Origin of the sequence: Streptomyces sp. NPDC096152 (genome assembly GCF_044763235.1) — a bacterium.
Taxonomy (GTDB): Bacteria; Actinomycetota; Actinomycetes; order Streptomycetales; family Streptomycetaceae; genus Streptomyces.
Genome location: NZ_JBIWFW010000007.1, coordinates 396736 through 412772 on the forward strand (window position 1 = coordinate 396736; position 16037 = coordinate 412772).

Annotated in this window: 18 protein-coding genes; 5 read left to right on the forward strand and 13 right to left on the reverse strand. The window is 70.2% G+C overall.

Annotation, left to right across the window (positions count from 1 at the left end):
- Nucleotides 1–13 precede the first annotated feature (13 nt).
- Complete coding sequence (locus ACIQ9G_RS25155; RefSeq protein ID WP_403613450.1) at nucleotides 14–520, forward strand: hypothetical protein; 507 nt, start codon at nucleotides 14–16, stop codon at nucleotides 518–520.
- Between the two features lie 243 nt (nucleotides 521–763).
- Here ACIQ9G_RS25155 and ACIQ9G_RS25160 read toward each other — a convergent pair whose 3' ends face one another.
- A complete protein-coding gene (locus ACIQ9G_RS25160; protein WP_403613452.1) occupies nucleotides 764–1207 on the reverse strand; it encodes a GNAT family N-acetyltransferase in 444 nt (147 codons plus the stop codon).
- Between the two features lie 271 nt (nucleotides 1208–1478).
- Here ACIQ9G_RS25160 and ACIQ9G_RS25165 point away from each other — a divergent pair, with 271 nt between their 5' ends.
- On the forward strand, nucleotides 1479–2246 hold the full coding sequence (locus ACIQ9G_RS25165; RefSeq protein WP_403613454.1) for a LuxR C-terminal-related transcriptional regulator: 768 nt from the start codon (nucleotides 1479–1481) through the stop codon (nucleotides 2244–2246).
- On the opposite strand, the gene tamR is transcribed toward ACIQ9G_RS25165, so the two are convergent.
- Nucleotides 2205–2702, reverse strand: a complete 498-nt coding sequence (gene tamR / locus ACIQ9G_RS25170; protein ID WP_403613457.1) for a MarR family transcriptional regulator TamR — start codon at nucleotides 2700–2702, stop codon at nucleotides 2205–2207. The genes ACIQ9G_RS25165 and tamR overlap by 42 nt on opposite strands.
- 157 nt (nucleotides 2703–2859) lie before the next feature.
- Here tamR and ACIQ9G_RS25175 point away from each other — a divergent pair, with 157 nt between their 5' ends.
- Both ACIQ9G_RS25175 and ACIQ9G_RS25180 read left to right on the forward strand, forming a co-directional pair.
- The gene (locus tag ACIQ9G_RS25175) at nucleotides 2860–3678 is read left to right on the forward strand and encodes a trans-aconitate 2-methyltransferase (RefSeq protein ID WP_403613460.1); all 819 of its coding nucleotides are present in this window, start codon (nucleotides 2860–2862) and stop codon (nucleotides 3676–3678) included.
- A gap of 3 nt (nucleotides 3679–3681) precedes the next feature.
- A complete protein-coding gene (locus ACIQ9G_RS25180) occupies nucleotides 3682–4044 on the forward strand; it encodes a VOC family protein (RefSeq protein ID WP_403613462.1) in 363 nt (120 codons plus the stop codon).
- Here ACIQ9G_RS25180 and ACIQ9G_RS25185 read toward each other — a convergent pair.
- The 4 genes from ACIQ9G_RS25185 to ACIQ9G_RS25200 form a co-directional block, all read right to left on the reverse strand.
- The gene (locus tag ACIQ9G_RS25185) at nucleotides 3990–4301 is read right to left on the reverse strand and encodes a type II toxin-antitoxin system RelE/ParE family toxin (protein WP_403613465.1); all 312 of its coding nucleotides are present in this window, start codon (nucleotides 4299–4301) and stop codon (nucleotides 3990–3992) included. The genes ACIQ9G_RS25180 and ACIQ9G_RS25185 overlap by 55 nt on opposite strands.
- A complete protein-coding gene (locus ACIQ9G_RS25190; RefSeq protein WP_403613468.1) occupies nucleotides 4298–4552 on the reverse strand; it encodes a type II toxin-antitoxin system Phd/YefM family antitoxin in 255 nt (84 codons plus the stop codon). The genes ACIQ9G_RS25185 and ACIQ9G_RS25190 overlap by 4 nt, the downstream gene beginning before the upstream one ends.
- A 61-nt stretch (nucleotides 4553–4613) precedes the next feature.
- A complete protein-coding gene (locus ACIQ9G_RS25195) occupies nucleotides 4614–5288 on the reverse strand; it encodes a TetR family transcriptional regulator (RefSeq protein WP_392193944.1) in 675 nt (224 codons plus the stop codon).
- Nucleotides 5285–6292, reverse strand: a complete 1008-nt coding sequence (locus tag ACIQ9G_RS25200; protein WP_403613470.1) for an acyl-CoA desaturase — start codon at nucleotides 6290–6292, stop codon at nucleotides 5285–5287. The genes ACIQ9G_RS25195 and ACIQ9G_RS25200 overlap by 4 nt, the downstream gene beginning before the upstream one ends.
- A 299-nt stretch (nucleotides 6293–6591) precedes the next feature.
- Here ACIQ9G_RS25200 and ppc point away from each other — a divergent pair, with 299 nt between their 5' ends.
- Nucleotides 6592–9321 (forward strand): phosphoenolpyruvate carboxylase, encoded by a 2730-nt coding sequence (gene ppc, locus ACIQ9G_RS25205; RefSeq protein WP_403613473.1) that lies wholly within the window; start codon nucleotides 6592–6594, stop codon nucleotides 9319–9321.
- Nucleotides 9322–9391: 70 nt separating this feature from the next.
- Here ppc and ACIQ9G_RS25210 read toward each other — a convergent pair whose 3' ends face one another.
- From ACIQ9G_RS25210 to ACIQ9G_RS25240, 7 genes are all read right to left on the reverse strand, one after another.
- Nucleotides 9392–10090, reverse strand: coding sequence for an LPXTG cell wall anchor domain-containing protein (locus tag ACIQ9G_RS25210; RefSeq protein ID WP_403613475.1), 699 nt, complete (start codon nucleotides 10088–10090; stop codon nucleotides 9392–9394).
- A gap of 135 nt (nucleotides 10091–10225) precedes the next feature.
- Nucleotides 10226–10729, reverse strand: a complete 504-nt coding sequence (locus tag ACIQ9G_RS25215; RefSeq protein WP_403613477.1) for a hypothetical protein — start codon at nucleotides 10727–10729, stop codon at nucleotides 10226–10228.
- Nucleotides 10730–10771: 42 nt separating this feature from the next.
- Nucleotides 10772–11374 (reverse strand): aminoacyl-tRNA hydrolase, encoded by a 603-nt coding sequence (gene pth, locus ACIQ9G_RS25220; RefSeq protein WP_403613479.1) that lies wholly within the window; start codon nucleotides 11372–11374, stop codon nucleotides 10772–10774.
- 70 nt (nucleotides 11375–11444) lie between these two features.
- Nucleotides 11445–12053, reverse strand: coding sequence for a 50S ribosomal protein L25/general stress protein Ctc (locus ACIQ9G_RS25225; protein ID WP_403613481.1), 609 nt, complete (start codon nucleotides 12051–12053; stop codon nucleotides 11445–11447).
- A gap of 228 nt (nucleotides 12054–12281) precedes the next feature.
- Nucleotides 12282–13256 (reverse strand): ribose-phosphate diphosphokinase, encoded by a 975-nt coding sequence (locus ACIQ9G_RS25230; RefSeq protein ID WP_403613484.1) that lies wholly within the window; start codon nucleotides 13254–13256, stop codon nucleotides 12282–12284.
- Nucleotides 13257–13392: 136 nt separating this feature from the next.
- Nucleotides 13393–14841 (reverse strand): bifunctional UDP-N-acetylglucosamine diphosphorylase/glucosamine-1-phosphate N-acetyltransferase GlmU, encoded by a 1449-nt coding sequence (gene glmU, locus ACIQ9G_RS25235; RefSeq protein WP_403613487.1) that lies wholly within the window; start codon nucleotides 14839–14841, stop codon nucleotides 13393–13395.
- Nucleotides 14842–15052: 211 nt separating this feature from the next.
- On the reverse strand, nucleotides 15053–15910 hold the full coding sequence (locus tag ACIQ9G_RS25240; RefSeq protein ID WP_403613490.1) for a hypothetical protein: 858 nt from the start codon (nucleotides 15908–15910) through the stop codon (nucleotides 15053–15055).
- Nucleotides 15911–16037: the final 127 nt, after the last annotated feature.

Consider the following 16037-nt stretch of genomic DNA (forward strand, 5'->3'; position numbering starts at 1 on the left):
TGCCTTCGTCCTCATGATTCTCACGGGGCGTTGGTCGATGTGGTTCCTGCTGCCTCTGGCTCTGTACGCCCTCTACCGCACGCTGCTTCAGCGGCAGTACATCGTTGCGGCCCTGCAGACGCGTCGCGTCCTGAAGGTGTATCCGTGGCGGGCGCACACGACTCCGGAGAGCGGCATCGGGCAGATCCCTCGAGCGAAATCCGGAGACGTCTGGCTGGCGTTTCCCGACCCGGACCAGCCCGGCGGTGTCGTCCGGATGATCCTTCACGGGCACGCGCGGTCCGTCTGGTGGCGGCGCCGCCTCGGGCGGGGCTACGAGACGGAGAAGACCTCTCAGGTGGCCGAGGTGTGGTTCGCGGGCGACCCGCGGTTCGCCGGTGTCGTCGCGGTGCCGGGGCCTCGGCGTCTTTTCCTGCTCTATCAGCTCTCCTCCGGCAACTCCTTCGCGGAGAGCGAGCGGAACCCCTCGCCGGAGGCCGTGGTCCTGGCCCGCCGCGCCGGGGTGCGCGGCACCGGCTGACCCAGCGCGGGGTCCGTAGCCACCGACCGAACCGACCACAGCCCATCGACGTGATGTGGCGAAGACGAAGGCGAACGCGAACGCACGCGCCGCATGCTACGGCTTCCTCGGCGTCGTCGCCGCGCCCGGCCGGGGCGGCAAGGCGCCTAAATCGGCTTCATGTCCTGGGCCGGCGTGCGGTGTTCCACAGCCGTCGAACCCCAGGTGAGACGGGGCGGCCGCGGGCGTCGAGGGCTCTGACCCTCACCCCAGTCGCTTCGTCAGGGTGTACTCCGTCAGTCCCGGGGGATAGTCCGGGATCACGCAGACCACGTCGTAGCCGTGGCGCCGGTAGAAGTCGGGGGCCTGGAAGTCCCAGGTCTCCAGGCGGGCCGCCGTGCAGCCGCGTTCGGTGCGGGAGAGGTGCTCCGCGTGGGACAGGAGGTGGGAGCCGAGGCCCGCGCCGCGGTGGCGTGCGTCGACCCAGAGGTAGGTCACGTGCAGCCAGGTCGCCCAGGTGTGGCCCACGAGGCCGCCGGCGAGCGCGCCGGAGTCGTCCGACGCCCAGACGTGCAGCGGCACCTCGCGTCCCCCGGCCGTTCCGCGCAGCGCGGCGAGCACCGGGGACGCCGCCGTGTTCGTGTCCCGGAGGCGGGAGCGGAGAAGATCGCGCCGGTCTTTGTCGACTTCTGCCTCAATACGAAACATGCGGCACACCCTAAACGCGCTCGGCGGCCAGTTCTGCGAATTGCCTTCCCCTCCTGGCCACCGTCCGTACTCTGTGGAGCAGCACCGGTGGGGGCCGGTGCCGATCAGGGGGCGAGACAGTCGGGTACGACGCCCGAAGTGGGGGTAACTGTTCCGCATGGCGGCGGCCGTGCGGTCGTGGCCGCCCCGGGCGTCGTGCCGGCGCCGGTCGGCGTTCTCCGGACGTTGGGGATCCCCTGCTCTGCGAGGAGCGTGGGGAAGGGGGTTTTCAGTGGTTCGCATCCGAGTCCTGGTCGTCGACGACCACCGCATCTTCGCCGAGTCGCTCGCCGCCGCCCTGGCCGCCGAGCCCGACGTCGACGTCGCCGCGGCAGGCTCCGGCCCGGCGGCGCTGCGCTGCATGGAGCGGGCGGCCGCCGAGGGCCGCAGGTTCGACGTGCTGCTCGTCGACGCCGACCTCGGCGGCAACGTGCCCGGCGGACGGCCCGCGGTCCCGGTGCAGGAGGGCAACGCCGACGGTCTGGTCGACGGGATCTCCCTGGTGGCCGGGGTGCGCGGGGCCCAGCCCGCGGTGCGGACCGTGGTGCTCGCGGAGAAGGACGACCCCCGGCGGGCGGCGCTCGCCCTGCAGGCCGGCGCCTCGGGCTGGGTGGCCAAGGACTGCTCGCTGTCCCGGCTGCTGACGGTCATCCGGGGCGTGCTGCGCGACGAGACCCATCTGCCGCCGGCGCTGCTCACCGGCGTACTGCGCGAACTGACCGCCGCGCGCAAGCACCGCACCGACAGCGAGCGCCTGGTGGAGTCGCTCACCCCGCGGGAGCGGGAGGTGCTGCGCTGCATGGTCGCCGGGCTCGGCCGCAAGGCCGTCGCCGAGCGGCTCTATCTGTCCCCGCACACCGTGCGCACCCACATGCAGAACGTGCTGGGCAAGCTGGGCGTGCACTCCACCCTCGCCGCCGTCGCCCTCGCCCGCCGGGCCGGGGTCGGTCCGGCCGACCTAGCCGGGGATGTTGTCGAACGGGGCGGTCAACTGGCGTAGCAGCGCCGCCAGTTCGGCGCGCTGTGCGGTCGACAGCTCACCGAGGATCGCCCGCTCCTGGGCGAGCAGCCCGGCCAGCGCCTGGTCCGCGCGGTCGCGGCCCTCGTCCGTGAGGCGGACCAGCACCCCGCGCCGGTCGCTGGGGTCGGGCAGCCGTTCCACCAGGCTCTTCTTCGCCAGACGGTCGATACGGTTGGTCATCGTGCCCGAGGTGACCAGGGTCTGGGTCAGCAGCTGTCCGGGCGAGAGCTGGTACGGCGATCCCGCGCGCCTGAGCGCCGTCAGCACGTCGAACTCCCACGGCTCCAGGCTGTGCTCGGAGAAGGCCAGCCGGCGCGCGCGGTCCAGGTGCCGGGCCAGTCTGCTCACCCGGCTGAGCACCTCGAGCGGTTCCACGTCGAGGTCCGGGCGCTCCCGGCGCCACGCCGCGACCAGCCGATCGACCTCGTCCTCCATGTCGATCAGTGTAGTGGTTGTGTCGACGTGAAGTCTCTTGATGTCGATTCTCTTGACGTCGAGATATATTCGGGGGAGAGTGGTGATCGTCGTGGTGCGCGCACCGGGCGTACCGCACCGGGCGCGCCGCGGACGCCCAGCACCTCGAGGAGACGCCATGCCCGCCCACGCCACCGCCTGGGACCCCGCCCAGTATCTGCGTCACGCCGGCCACCGCGCCCGTCCCTTCACCGACCTCCTCGCCCGCGTCCCCGGCCTCCCCGGCGACCCGCCCCGCATCGCCGACCTCGGCTGCGGGCCCGGCAACGTCACCGCGCTCCTCGCCGACCGCTGGCCCACCGCCCGCATCACCGGCTACGACAACGCGCCCGAGATGCTCGACAGGGCCCACGTCGACCACGAGGGCCCCACCCCGGGCGGCGGCCGCCTGGACTTCGCGCCCGCCGACGCCCGCACCTGGAACCCCGCCGAGCCCTGCGACCTGATCGTCTCCAACGCCACGCTCCAGTGGGTGCCCGGACACGCCGGTCGCTTCGCCGACTGGATCGCGGCCCTGACCCCCGGCGGCACCTTCGCCTTCCAGGTGCCCGGCAACTTCTCCGCCCCCAGCCACACGCTCATGCGCGAACTCGCGCACTCCGCCCGCTGGCGGGACCGCCTGGCCGGCACCCTGCGCCACGACGACGCCGTGCTCGCGCCGCGGACCTACCTGGAGAGGCTGACCGGTCTCGGCTGCGCGGCGGACGTGTGGGAGACGACGTACGTCCATCTGCTCCAGGGCGAGGACCCGGTCCTGGACTGGGTGAAGGGCACCGGCCTGCGCCCGGTCCTCACCGCGCTCGCCGACGACCCGGAGGCCGGGGAGCAGTTCCTCGCCGAATACCGCTCGGCCCTGCGCGAGGCCTACCCGACCGGCCCGCACGGCACCCCGTTCCCCTTCCGCCGCATCTTCGCGGTGGCCACGAAGGAGGGCTAACCGATGATCGCCGCCGTCGACCACGTCCAGCTCGCCGCCCCGCCAGGCTCGGAGGACCGGCTGAGGGCGTACTACACCGACGTCCTCGGCATGACCGAGATCCCCAAGCCGCCGGTCCTGGCGGCACGCGGAGGGTGCTGGTTCCGGGCCGGGACCGTGCAGCTGCACCTGGGCGTCGAGCAGGACTTCCGCCCCGCCCGGAAGGCCCACCCGGGGCTGCGCGTGACGGGCATCGAGGCGTACGCGGCCCGTCTGGAGGCCCGGGGCGCGAAGGTCACCTGGGACGACGGCCTGCCGGGCCACCGCCGTTTCTACTCCGAGGACCCGGTGGGCAACCGGCTGGAGTTCCTCCAGCCGGCCGGCTGACGCCAGGAGGGCGTGCGGCCCAGCTGGGTGACCAGGATGTGGATCACGTCCTGCTCGATGGCGTACAGAACCCGGTGGTCGCCGACGCGCAGGCGGCGGAGGTCTGGCGACCCGTACGGCGTCGACCCCGCCGGACGAGGGTCGTCGGCCAGTTTGTCGATGGTGTGCAGGACCACGGCGAGGCCGCTCGGGTCCTCCGCCAGGAATCGTGCGGCCGCGTCGAGGGCGTGCGGCTCGAAGAAGATCTCGTAGGTCACCGCTGTTGGAGCCCCAGTCGCCTGCGCGCCTCCGCCATCGGGATGCCCGGTTCCAGTGCTCCCTCCGCCTTGCGCCGCTGGTAGTGGGCGACGGCCAGAGCGTCTTCCAGATCCTCTATCACCTGCGGAGACACGAGAAGCGCGGCCACGTGCCCGTGATCGGTGAGCGCGATCGTCTCGCGGCTGTGGGCGGCGCGGCGGACGAGGTCGCCGAGCTGGGAACGGGCGGCGCTGATCGCAATCTCAGTCATGGCCCGAATCGTGCCACAAGGTTAATCTTGCGGTCTATTGATTCCACTCCGCGGAGTGGCGTCAGTTCTTGCGGTGGCCTATCAGACGCGGCTTCTGCTCCAGGCCGTCCAGGCCGTGCCAGGCCAGGTTCACCAGGTGGGCGGCGACCTCCGCCTTCTTCGGGCGGCGGACGTCCAGCCACCACTGACCGGTCAGGGCGACCATGCCGACCAGGGCCTGGGCGTAGAGCGGGGCCAGCTTCGGGTCGAAGCCGCGGCTCTTGAACTCGCGGCCCAGGATGTCCTCCACCTGGGTCGCGATGTCGGAGATCAGCGAGGCGAAGGAACCCGTCGACTGGGGGATGGGGGAGTCGCGGACCAGGATGCGGAAGCCGTCCGTGTACTCCTCGATGTAGTCCAGCAGCGCGAAGGCCGCCTGCTCGCACAGCTCGCGGGGGTGGCCGGCGGTCAGCGAGCCGGTCACCATGTCCAGCAGGCGCCGCATCTCGCGGTCCACCACCACCGCGTACAGGCCCTCCTTGCCGCCGAAGTGCTCGTACACCACCGGCTTCGACACCCCGGCCTTCGCCGCGATCTCCTCCACCGACGTGCCCTCGAAGCCCTTCGCCGCGAACAGGGTGCGACCGATCTCCAGCAGCTGCTGGCGGCGCTCGGCACCGGTCATCCGGGTGCGACGCGCGCGCCGCGGCTTGTCATTGCTGGGGGTACTGGAGTCGGTCGCCACGGCGACCATCATGCCGCCTCGGCGGTCTCCTTCCGGCGCCGGGAGCCGCCTTCCCGGTCCTTCCGGCGGGAATCGATACGCGAGCGTGACGGCCAGCGCACGTCGTACGCCCACCCGAGCCGCTCGCACCAGCGGATGATCCGGGCGGAGGAGTCCAGCTGCCCCCGCTCCACCCCGTGCCGGGCGGAGGTCGGGTCGGCGTGGTGCAGGTTGTGCCAGGACTCGCCGCACGACAGGACCGCCAGCCACCACACGTTGCCCGAGCGGTCCCGCGACTTGAACGGGCGCTTGCCGACCGCGTGGCAGATCGAGTTGATCGACCACGTCACGTGGTGCAGCAGCGCGACCCGCACCAGCGAGCCCCAGAAGAACGCGGTGAACGCACCCCACCACGACATCGTCACCAGACCGCCGATCAGCGGCGGCAGCGCCAGCGACACCACCGTCCACAGCACGAACTGGCGGGAGATCGTGCGCAGCGTCCGGTCATTGATCAGGTCCGGCGCGTACTTCTCCTGCGGCGTCTGCTCCTCGTCGAACATCCAGCCGAGATGTGCCCACCACAGGCCCTTCATCAGCGCCGGGACCGTCTCGCCGTACCGCCACGGCGAGTGCGGGTCGCCCTCGTGGTCGGAGAACCGGTGGTGCTTGCGGTGGTCCGCGACCCAGCGGACCAGGGGGCCCTCCACGGCCAGCGAGCCCATGATCGCCAGCGCGATCTTCAGGGGCCGCTTCGCCTTGAAGGAACCGTGCGTGAAGTGCCGGTGGAAACCGATCGTGATGCCGTGGCAGCCCAGGAAGTAGAAGAAGACCAGCAAACCGAGGTCCAGCCAGCTCACTCCCCACCCCCAGGCCAGCGGCACCGCCGCCAGCAGGGCGAGGAACGGAACGGTGATGAACAGCAGCAGCGTGATCTGCTCGATCGAACGCTTCTGCTCGCCGCCCAGGGTCGCGGACGGCAGCGCGGTGTCGGTCGCCTTCGGGGCGTCGTCGATCACATCGGAGCTTGTGGTCATGGGCGTCCCCTGTGGGATCGAGGGTAGAGACAGGCTCAGGTGTCGAAGGGGGCGCGGAACCAGCCGCCTCCCTACGGTTCCGTAACCTACGGCGTCGTAAGTATGGCAGTGCCACGCCGCGCGGCAAGAGCCCGCGAGCCTGCGCCTCCCGGTCGACACCTAGACTTGGAATCGGTCGGACAGCGCGGTCCGCTCTGATTTCTTCCCGGATGCCCCCCTCTCATGCGGCACCCGCCGCGCGGGCGTGGCCACCGGGTTCCCCTCCCGGACGAGCTTCAACACTGCAAGGAGCCGCACCTGTGAGCAGTGCCGACGACCAGACGACGACCAGCAGCGAGCTGCGCGCCGACATCCGCCGACTGGGTGACCTCCTCGGTGAGACCCTCGTCCGGCAGGAGGGCCCCGAGCTCCTCGACCTGGTCGAAAAGGTCCGCCGCCTCACCCGTGAGGACGGCGAGGCCGCCGCCGAGCTGCTGCGCGGCACCGAACTGGAGACCGCGGCCAAGCTGGTCCGCGCCTTCTCCACCTACTTCCACCTGGCCAACGTCACCGAGCAGGTCCACCGCGGCCGCGAGCTGCGCGCCCGGCGCGCCGCCGAGGGCGGCCTGCTCTCCCGCACGGTCGACCGCCTCAAGGACGCCGACCCCGAACACGTACGCCAGACGGTCGAGCACCTCAACGTCCGCCCCGTGTTCACGGCCCACCCCACCGAGGCCGCGCGCCGGTCGGTCCTCAACAAGCTCCGGCGCGTCGCCGCGCTCCTGGAGACCCCGGTCATCGACTCCGACCGCCGCCGCCACGACGTCCGGCTGGCGGAGAACATCGACCTCGTCTGGCAGACCGACGAACTGCGCGTCGTCCGCCCCGAGCCCGCCGACGAGGCCCGCAACGCGATCTACTACCTCGACGAACTCCACGCCGGCGCCGTCGGCGACGTCCTGGAGGACCTCACCGCCGAGCTGGAGCGAGTCGGGGTCAAGCTGCCCGACCACGTCCGCCCCCTCACCTTCGGCACCTGGATCGGCGGCGACCGCGACGGCAACCCCAACGTGACCCCGCAGGTCACCTGGGACGTGCTGATCCTCCAGCACGAGCACGGCATCAACGACGCACTCGACATGATCGACGAGCTGCGCGGCCTGCTCTCCCAGTCGATCCGCTACACCGGCGCCACCGACGAGCTCCTGACCTCCCTCGACGCCGACCTCGAACGCCTGCCCGAGATCAGCCCCCGCTACAAGCGCCTCAACGCCGAGGAGCCCTACCGGCTCAAGGCCACCTGCGTCCGGCAGAAGCTCGAGAACACCAAGCAGCGCCTGGCCAAGGGCACCCCGCACGAGCCCGGCCGCGACTACCTCGGCACCACCGAACTCATCGACGACCTACGCGTCATCCAGACCTCCCTGCGCGCCCACCGCGGCGAGCTGTTCGCCGACGGCCGCCTCAACCGCACCCTCCGCACCCTCGCCGCGTTCGGCCTCCAGCTCGCCACCATGGACGTCCGCGAACACGCCGACGCCCACCACCACGCCCTCGGCCAGCTCTTCGACCGGCTCGGCGAGGAGTCCTGGCGCTACGCCGACATGCCCCGCGAGTACCGCGCCAAGCTGCTCGCCAAGGAACTGCGCTCCCGCAGGCCGCTCGCCCCCAGCCCCGCCCCCGTCGACGCGGCCGGCGCCAAGACCCTCGGCGTCTTCCAGACGGTCAAGCGGGCCCTGGAGGTCTTCGGACCCGAGGTCATCGAGTCGTACATCATCTCCATGTGCCAGGGCGCCGACGACGTCTTCGCCGCCGCCGTCCTCGCCCGCGAGGCCGGACTGCTCGACCTGCACGCCGGCTGGGCCAAGATCGGCATCGTGCCGCTGCTGGAGACCACCGAGGAGCTCAAGGCCGCCGACACCATCCTCGAGGACATGCTCTCCGACCCGTCCTACCGGCGCCTGGTCGCGCTGCGCGGGGACGTCCAGGAGGTCATGCTCGGCTACTCCGACTCCTCCAAGTTCGGCGGCATCACCACCTCCCAGTGGGAGATCCACCGAGCCCAGCGCCGCCTGCGCGACGTCGCCCACCGCTACGGAGTCCGCCTGCGCCTCTTCCACGGCCGCGGCGGCACCGTCGGCCGCGGCGGAGGCCCCACCCACGACGCGATCCTCGCCCAGCCCTGGGGCACCCTGGAAGGCGAGATCAAGGTCACCGAGCAGGGCGAGGTCATCTCCGACAAGTACCTCATCCCCTCCCTCGCCCGGGAGAACCTGGAACTGACCGTCGCGGCGACGCTGCAGGCCTCCGCCCTGCACACCGCCCCCCGCCAGTCCGACGAGGCCCTCGCCCGCTGGGACGCCGCCATGGACGTCGTCTCCGACGCCGCCCACGCCGCCTACCGCCGCCTCGTCGAGGACCCCGACCTGCCGACGTACTTCCTCGCGTCCACGCCGGTGGACCAGCTCGCCGACCTCCACCTGGGCTCCCGGCCCTCCCGCCGCCCCGGCTCCGGCGTCTCGCTCGACGGCCTGCGCGCCATCCCGTGGGTGTTCGGCTGGACCCAGTCCCGGCAGATCGTCCCCGGCTGGTTCGGCGTCGGCTCCGGCCTGAAGGCGCTGCGCGAGACCGGCCTCGACACCGTGCTCGACGAGATGCACGAGCAGTGGCACTTCTTCCGCAACTTCATCTCCAACGTCGAGATGACCCTCGCCAAGACCGACCTGCGCATCGCCCAGCACTACGTCGACACCCTCGTCCCGGACGACCTCAAGCACGTCTTCGACACCATCCGGGCCGAACACGAACTCACCGTCCGCGAGGTCCTGCGCATCACCGGCGAGAAGGAACTGCTCGACGCCACGCCGGCGCTCCGGCAGACCTTCTCCATCCGGGACGCCTACCTCGACCCGATCTCCTACCTCCAGGTCGCCCTGCTCAAGCGGCAGCGCGACGCGGCCGCCGCCGGCGAGGAGGCCGACCCGCTGCTGTCCCGGGCCCTGCTGCTCACCGTCAACGGCGTCGCCGCCGGCCTGCGCAACACCGGCTGACACCCGGACACCGTAGGGCGAGGGCCCCCGCTCCGGCACGGAGCGGGGGCCCTCGCCCTACGGGAGCCCGTCAGCCCCGGCGGACCGCACGCCGCCGGAACATCAGATAACCGCCCGCCGCGAGCAGCGCGGCCGCCGCGGCCGACAGCGCCCCCACCGGGGCACCGGCACCGGTCTCGGCAAGATCGCCCGCACCGCCCTGGGGCGACGGCGACGACGACACGGCCGCCCCCGCACCGGCGGACGCCGACGGCGAGGCCGCGGAACCGGCCGGCACGGAAGCGCCCGCCGACACGGACGCGCCGACCGACACCGACGCGCCCACCGAAACGGACGCCGACGGCCCGCCCGACGCCGCGCAGTCCGTCCAGAACACCTTCTGCTTCGCGGCACCGTTCTCGCCGTCGAAGTTCCAGAACAGCTTGTAGTGCCCGTCCGGCAGCGACAGGTCCGGCGTCCGCCCGGCGCCCGCGGCGTCCAGCACGATCGACCCGGACTTCACCTCGACGCCCTTGGCCGCGGCCGTCGGAGCCCACGCCTCGATGTGCCAGGCCACCCGCTGCCCACCGTCGAAGCCGAACGCGTCGAGGTAGAACGAGCACACGTGCGGCTCGTTGCGGCGCGCCTCGGCGCCGGTCGCCGCGTCGTGGATCTTCACGGTGCCGTTGTCACCGGGAGGCGAGGCGGGAGCGGCGTGAGCGGCCGGAACGGCCACGACCGCCGCACAGACGCCAGCGGTCAGCGCGCCGGCGCGAATCAGGGTACGCATGGAGAAGTCCCTCTTCGGGAAGCGAAAGGAAAGTGTGGAGGGGGCGGTTCAGCTTCCAATCACCACTGACCACCGGTCAATCACGAACCGGGAACGCTTGGAACCCGCACAGACGTGGAGGTCGCCCCCACGCGGTCAAAGCGCCACGAACGCCGCCGTCAGCAACGCCAGCCCCGTCCCCGCCAGCGCCCACGCCACCCGCGTCCGCCGCAGCCCGCCCCCCACCACGACCGACGCCAGCAGCAGCGCCCCGCCCAGCGGCACCCAGGCATACAGCACCCCCGCCGGACCCGAGCGCACCACCTCGTCCGTACCCGGCTTCACGATCACCGCGTACGTACCGCCCCTGCGCACCGTCACCGTCTGCGTGATCACGACCCGGCCCCGCGGCGTCGAACCCGGCGACACCGGCGTGTACCGACCACTGCACGCGCCCTCGCCGCAGCGCACCACCGTGACCGTGCCGTGCTCCCGCCCCTTGGTCAGCATCACATGCTGCGCGGTCCCCCACGACGCCCACACACCCGCGATCAGGATCAACGCCGCGACCGTGCCCATCGCCGCGACCCGACCGAGCCGGAGCGCGGCGGCCGAGGCCTGACGGGAGCGGGTGACGGTGGCGGGCATGGCCGGGATCATTGGCCATACCGTCGCACCCGGTCAACTCACAAGGCGGACAAGTCAGGAGTTGTACGAGCTCTGCGCCCGCTCCAGCCCCTCCGACACCAGACACTCCACCGCATCCGCCGCCCGGTCCACGAAGTAGTCCAGCTCCTTGCGCTCCCCCGACGAGAAGTCCTTCAGCACGAAGTCCGCCACCTGCATCCGGCCCGGCGGACGCCCGATCCCGAACCGCACCCGGTGATAGTCAGCACCCATCGCCTTCGTCATCGACTTCAGACCGTTGTGCCCGTTTTCGCCGCCCCCCAGCTTCAACCGCAGCATGCCGTAGTCGATGTCCAACTCGTCATGCACCGCCACGACATTCGCCACCGGCACCTTGTAGAAGTCCCGCAGCGCGGTCACCGGACCCCCCGACAGGTTCATGAACGACATCGGCTTCGCCAGCACCACCCGCCGGCCCGCCGGCCCCGGCGGCCCGATCCGGCCCTCCACCACCTGCGCCTGCGCCTTCTGCGCCCGCTTGAACCTCCCCCCGATCCGCTCGGCCAGCAGATCCACCACCATGAACCCCACGTTGTGCCGGTTCATGGCGTACTCCGGCCCCGGATTGCCGAGGCCGACGATCAGCCACGGGACATTCGCGGGAGTGGTCACGTCCACATCTCCTCGATACGCGCCAGCCGCTGCCCCCGACGGGAACAGCGGCTGACAGAAACGACGACGGTCAGGCTCAGGCCTCGGCGCCGGCCTCTTCGCCCTCGACGGCCTCTTCGCCCTCGCCCTCCGGGGCCTCCTCGATCTGGGCCTGCAGGACCTGCAGCACCACAGCGTCCTCGTCCACGGCCAGGGTCACACCGCTGGGCAGCTTGATGTCCTTGGCGTGGACCGAGGCACCGGCCTCCAGACCCTCCACGGAAACCGTCACCTGCTCCGGGATGTGCGTGGCCTCGGCCTCGACCGGCAGCGCGGCCAGCACGTGCTCCAGCAGGTTGCCACCCGGGGCCAGCTCACCCTCGGCCTGCACCGGGATCTCGACCGTGACCTTCTCGCCGCGCTTGACCAGCAGCAGGTCCACGTGCTCCAGGAAACCCTTCAGCGGGTCACGCTGCACGGCCTTCGGGATCGCCAGCTCGTTCGCCTTGCCGTCGATGTCCAGGGAAATCAGGACGTTCGGCGTACGCAGCGCCAGCAGCAGCTCGTGGCCCGGCAGCGTCACGTGCAGCGGGTCCGAGCCGTGCCCGTACAGCACACCCGGAACCTTGTCCTCACGACGGATACGGCGCGCGGCACCCTTGCCGAACTCGGTGCGCGTCGCGGCGGAGATCTTCACCTCGGACATGCTCTTCACTCCTCGCAGAAATTAAGGGGACTGGTCACCCGGCCACACGAACGGCCTGCTACGAAGAGCGCGTCGATAACGGACCACCGCATCCGCCGGAACAACGGAAACGGCCTCCCTCGCCGAGCAACTGGAGCAGTCTACTCGGCAAAGGAGGCCGAACCCAAAACGATCTACAGCGATCTACAGCGACCGACGGCGATCAGTCACGCCCCACCACAGCGACCGTCACTGCTCGTCGAACAGGCTCGTCACCGAACCGTCCTCGAACACCTCACGCACCGCACTCGCGATCGTCGGCGCGATCGACAACACCGTGATCTTGTCCAGCTCCAGCTCACCCGGCGTCGGCAGCGAGTTCGTGAACACGAACTCGCTCACCTTCGAATTCTTCAACCGGTCCGCCGCCGGACCCGACAGCACACCGTGCGTCGCCGTCACGATCACGTCCTCCGCACCATGCGCGAACAACGCGTCCGCGGCCGCGCAGATCGTGCCACCGGTGTCGATCATGTCGTCCACCAGCACACAGATACGGCCCTTCACATCACCCACGACCTCGTGCACCGTGACCTGGTTCGCCACGTCCTTGTCCCGGCGCTTGTGCACGATCGCCAGCGGCGCGCCCAGCCGGTCGCACCAGCGGTCCGCCACCCGCACCCGGCCGGCGTCCGGAGACACCACCGTCAGCTTCGAACGGTCCACCTTGTGACCCACATAGTCCGCCAGCAGCGGCAGCGCGAACAGATGATCCACCGGACCGTCGAAGAACCCCTGGATCTGATCCGTGTGCAGATCCACCGCGAGAATCCGGTCCGCACCCGCCGTCTTCATCAGATCGGCGATCAGGCGCGCCGAGATCGGTTCACGCCCCCGGTGCTTCTTGTCCTGCCGCGCGTAACCGTAGAACGGCACGATCACCGTGATGGAGCGGGCCGACGCACGCTTCAACGCGTCGATCATGATCAACTGCTCCATGATCCACTTGTTGATGGGCGCCGTGTGGCTCTGGATCAGGAAACAGTCCGCGCCACGCGCCGACTCCTGATACCGCACATAGATCTCACCGTTGGCGAAGTCGAAGGCCTTCGTCGGGACAACCCCGATACCCAGCTCGTGAGCGATTTCCTCGGCAAGCTCGGGGTGGGCGCGGCCGGAGAAGAACATCAACTTCTTCTCGCCGGTCGTCTTGATCCCGGTCACAGCACTGTCTCCTCAGAGGTATTCACAGCTGGATGTCGAGAAGCCTCGTCAGCTGTCTGCGCGAAGCCGTCTCAGCTGGTGGGGTGCGGGTCGTGCACTTATCACGGTACGCCGTCCCAGACGTGCGTGATTCCCCTCAAGCCTCGCCCTCCGGCTCCCGGGACGCCGCCTCGGCCGCCTTCGCCGCCGCGCTCCCGGGCCGCTTACGAGCCACCCAACCCTCGATATTCCTTTGCTGACCACGGGCCACGGCCAGCGAACCCGGCGGCACGTCCCGCGTGATCACCGACCCCGCGGCGGTGTACGCACCGTCCCCGATCGTGACAGGAGCCACAAACATGTTGTCCGAACCGGTACGGCAGTGCGACCCCACCGTCGTGTGGTGCTTGTCCTGCCCGTCGTAGTTCACGAACACGCTCGCGGCACCGATGTTCGAGTACTCACCGATCGTCGCGTCACCGACGTACGACAGATGCGGCACCTTCGTGCCCTCACCGATCGACGCGTTCTTCGTCTCGACGTACGTACCGACCTTCGACTTCAGCCCCAGCCGCGTACCCGGACGCAGATACGCGAACGGCCCCACCGAGGCCTCCGCGCCGATCACCGCACCGTCCGAGACCGTGTTGTCCACCCGCGCCCCCCTGCCCACGCGCGTGTTCGTCAGCCGGCTGTTCGGCCCCACCACACATCCCTCACCCAGCTGCGTCGACCCGTGCAGCTGCGTCCCCGGCAGCACCGTCACGTCCTGCTCGAACGCCACCGTCACATCCACCCACGTGGTCGCCGGATCGACGACGGTGACACCCGCCAGCATCGCCTCCGTCAGCAGCCGGTCGTTGAGCGTCCGGCGCGCCTCGGCGAGCTGCACCCGGTTGTTGATCCCCGCGATCTCCCGGTGGTCCTCCGCAACACAGGCGCCCACCCGGTGCCCGGCCTCCCGCAGGATGCCGAGGACGTCCGTCAGGTACTCCTCGCCCTGGCTGTTGTCCGTCCGCACCTTGCCCAGCGCCTCGGCCAGCAGCCGCCCGTCGAACGCGAACACCCCGGAGTTGATCTCCCGGATCGCCCGCTGCGACTCCGTCGCGTCCTTGTGCTCCACGATCGCCGTCACGGCCCCCGAGGCCCCGTCGCGGACGATCCGGCCGTAGCCGGTCGCGTCCGGCACCTCGGCCGTCAGCACGGTGACGGCGTTGCCGTCCTCGGAGTGGGTCGCGGTCAGGCTCTGGAGAGTCCTGCCGGTCAGGAGCGGGGTGTCCCCGCAGACGACCACGACGGTCCCGTCCACGGACCCGCCGAGCTCCTCCAGCCCCATCCGTACGGCGTGCCCGGTGCCCTTCTGCTTCTCCTGCACCGCGGTCCGCGCCTGAGGGTCGACCTCGGCGAGATGCGCCGTGACCTTCTCCCGCGCGTGCCCGACCACCACGACGAGGTGCTCGGGCTTCAACTCACGGGCGGAGGCCAGCACATGACCGACCAGGGAGCGGCCGCAGATCTCGTGCAGGACCTTGGGTGTGGCCGACTTCATACGGGTGCCCTCACCCGCTGCGAGAACGACGACGGCTGCCGGGCGAATGGAGCTCACGGGATGCCCTTCGGCTTTTGGGTGGGGTGGACATCCGCAGGATACCGGGGTGGTTCGCAGGGGAGACGAGAGCGGGCCCTGACTGGGAAGTCAGGGCCCGCATCGTGACAGCTCCCCCATCAGGATTTGAACCTGAACTTAAGGGACCAAAACCCTCAGTGCTGCCTGATTACACCATGGGGGATGGAAGCCGCCCTAACCGGACATTTGGTCAGGCCGTCGGGTCGGCACCCCACACTATGCCGCACCAAGACCCTTCGATGCGACGGTACAAGTCCGCGCCCTTCAGGACTTTGATCACGAGGCAGCCCCGATACGCGTCGCCGATGTTCTTGCGAACGGTCTTGGGGTTGTGCTTCTTGAGTGTTGTCTTGTTGAACGCCGAAGAGTCGGCGCCGACGAACTCGGCCCAGTACCGCTCGGCTCCGGCCACGTCCGCGCTCTCGTGGATCATGACGGTGAAGCGGAGACGCTCGCGTTCGATGCCGACCAGGTCGAGCCAGGCGAGGAACACCTTGATCACGCCCGGGTCGCTGTTTACGAACGTCACGCTCTCGCGGCGCTCGTACGGCTTGTCCTTGCTGCCCTCCGCCCAGTACAGGCTCACGCCCACCAGGAAGAGCTCGCGAGGCGAGAGGCTGCCGATCGCCCGCTTGGCCATCGCCTTCGTGCGCTGCCGCTCCTCGTCGCGGATGCGCAGTTTCTCCTCCCAGCCCTTCCGTGCGATGGCTGCCGCCTCCGCGGGGCTGCGCCTGCGCTCCGGCTTCGGCAGGTCCCGCACCCACAGTGACGCCGAGCTCCGTGAGCAGCCCAGCTCCGCCTCGATCCGGTCGTAGGTCCAGCCCTGGAGGCGCAGCTCGCGCGCCCTGGCGCGGAGGTCGTCCTTGGCGTTCGGGCGCTTCGTCCACGCCGGCGGCGGCTCCCCTTTCACCAGTTGATTGAGGATGTCGTTGTTGAAGACCTTCAGTTCGTCGCGGATCTGCCGAAGGCTGTACCCCTCGCGCCGCAGTGCCACCGCTTGATCCCGCAGCCTCTCGAAGTCCGCGTACTTGCTGTGTGAATGTGCCATGGGCATACCGTCCGGCCGGAATGGAGTGTTCCGGGGGTGAACAGGGCTGGTTCAGCGGTTCGAGGGATATCAGCTGGTTTTGCTGCTATTCGATTACGGAGTGTGGTGTGGGCCAGTAGCGGAAACT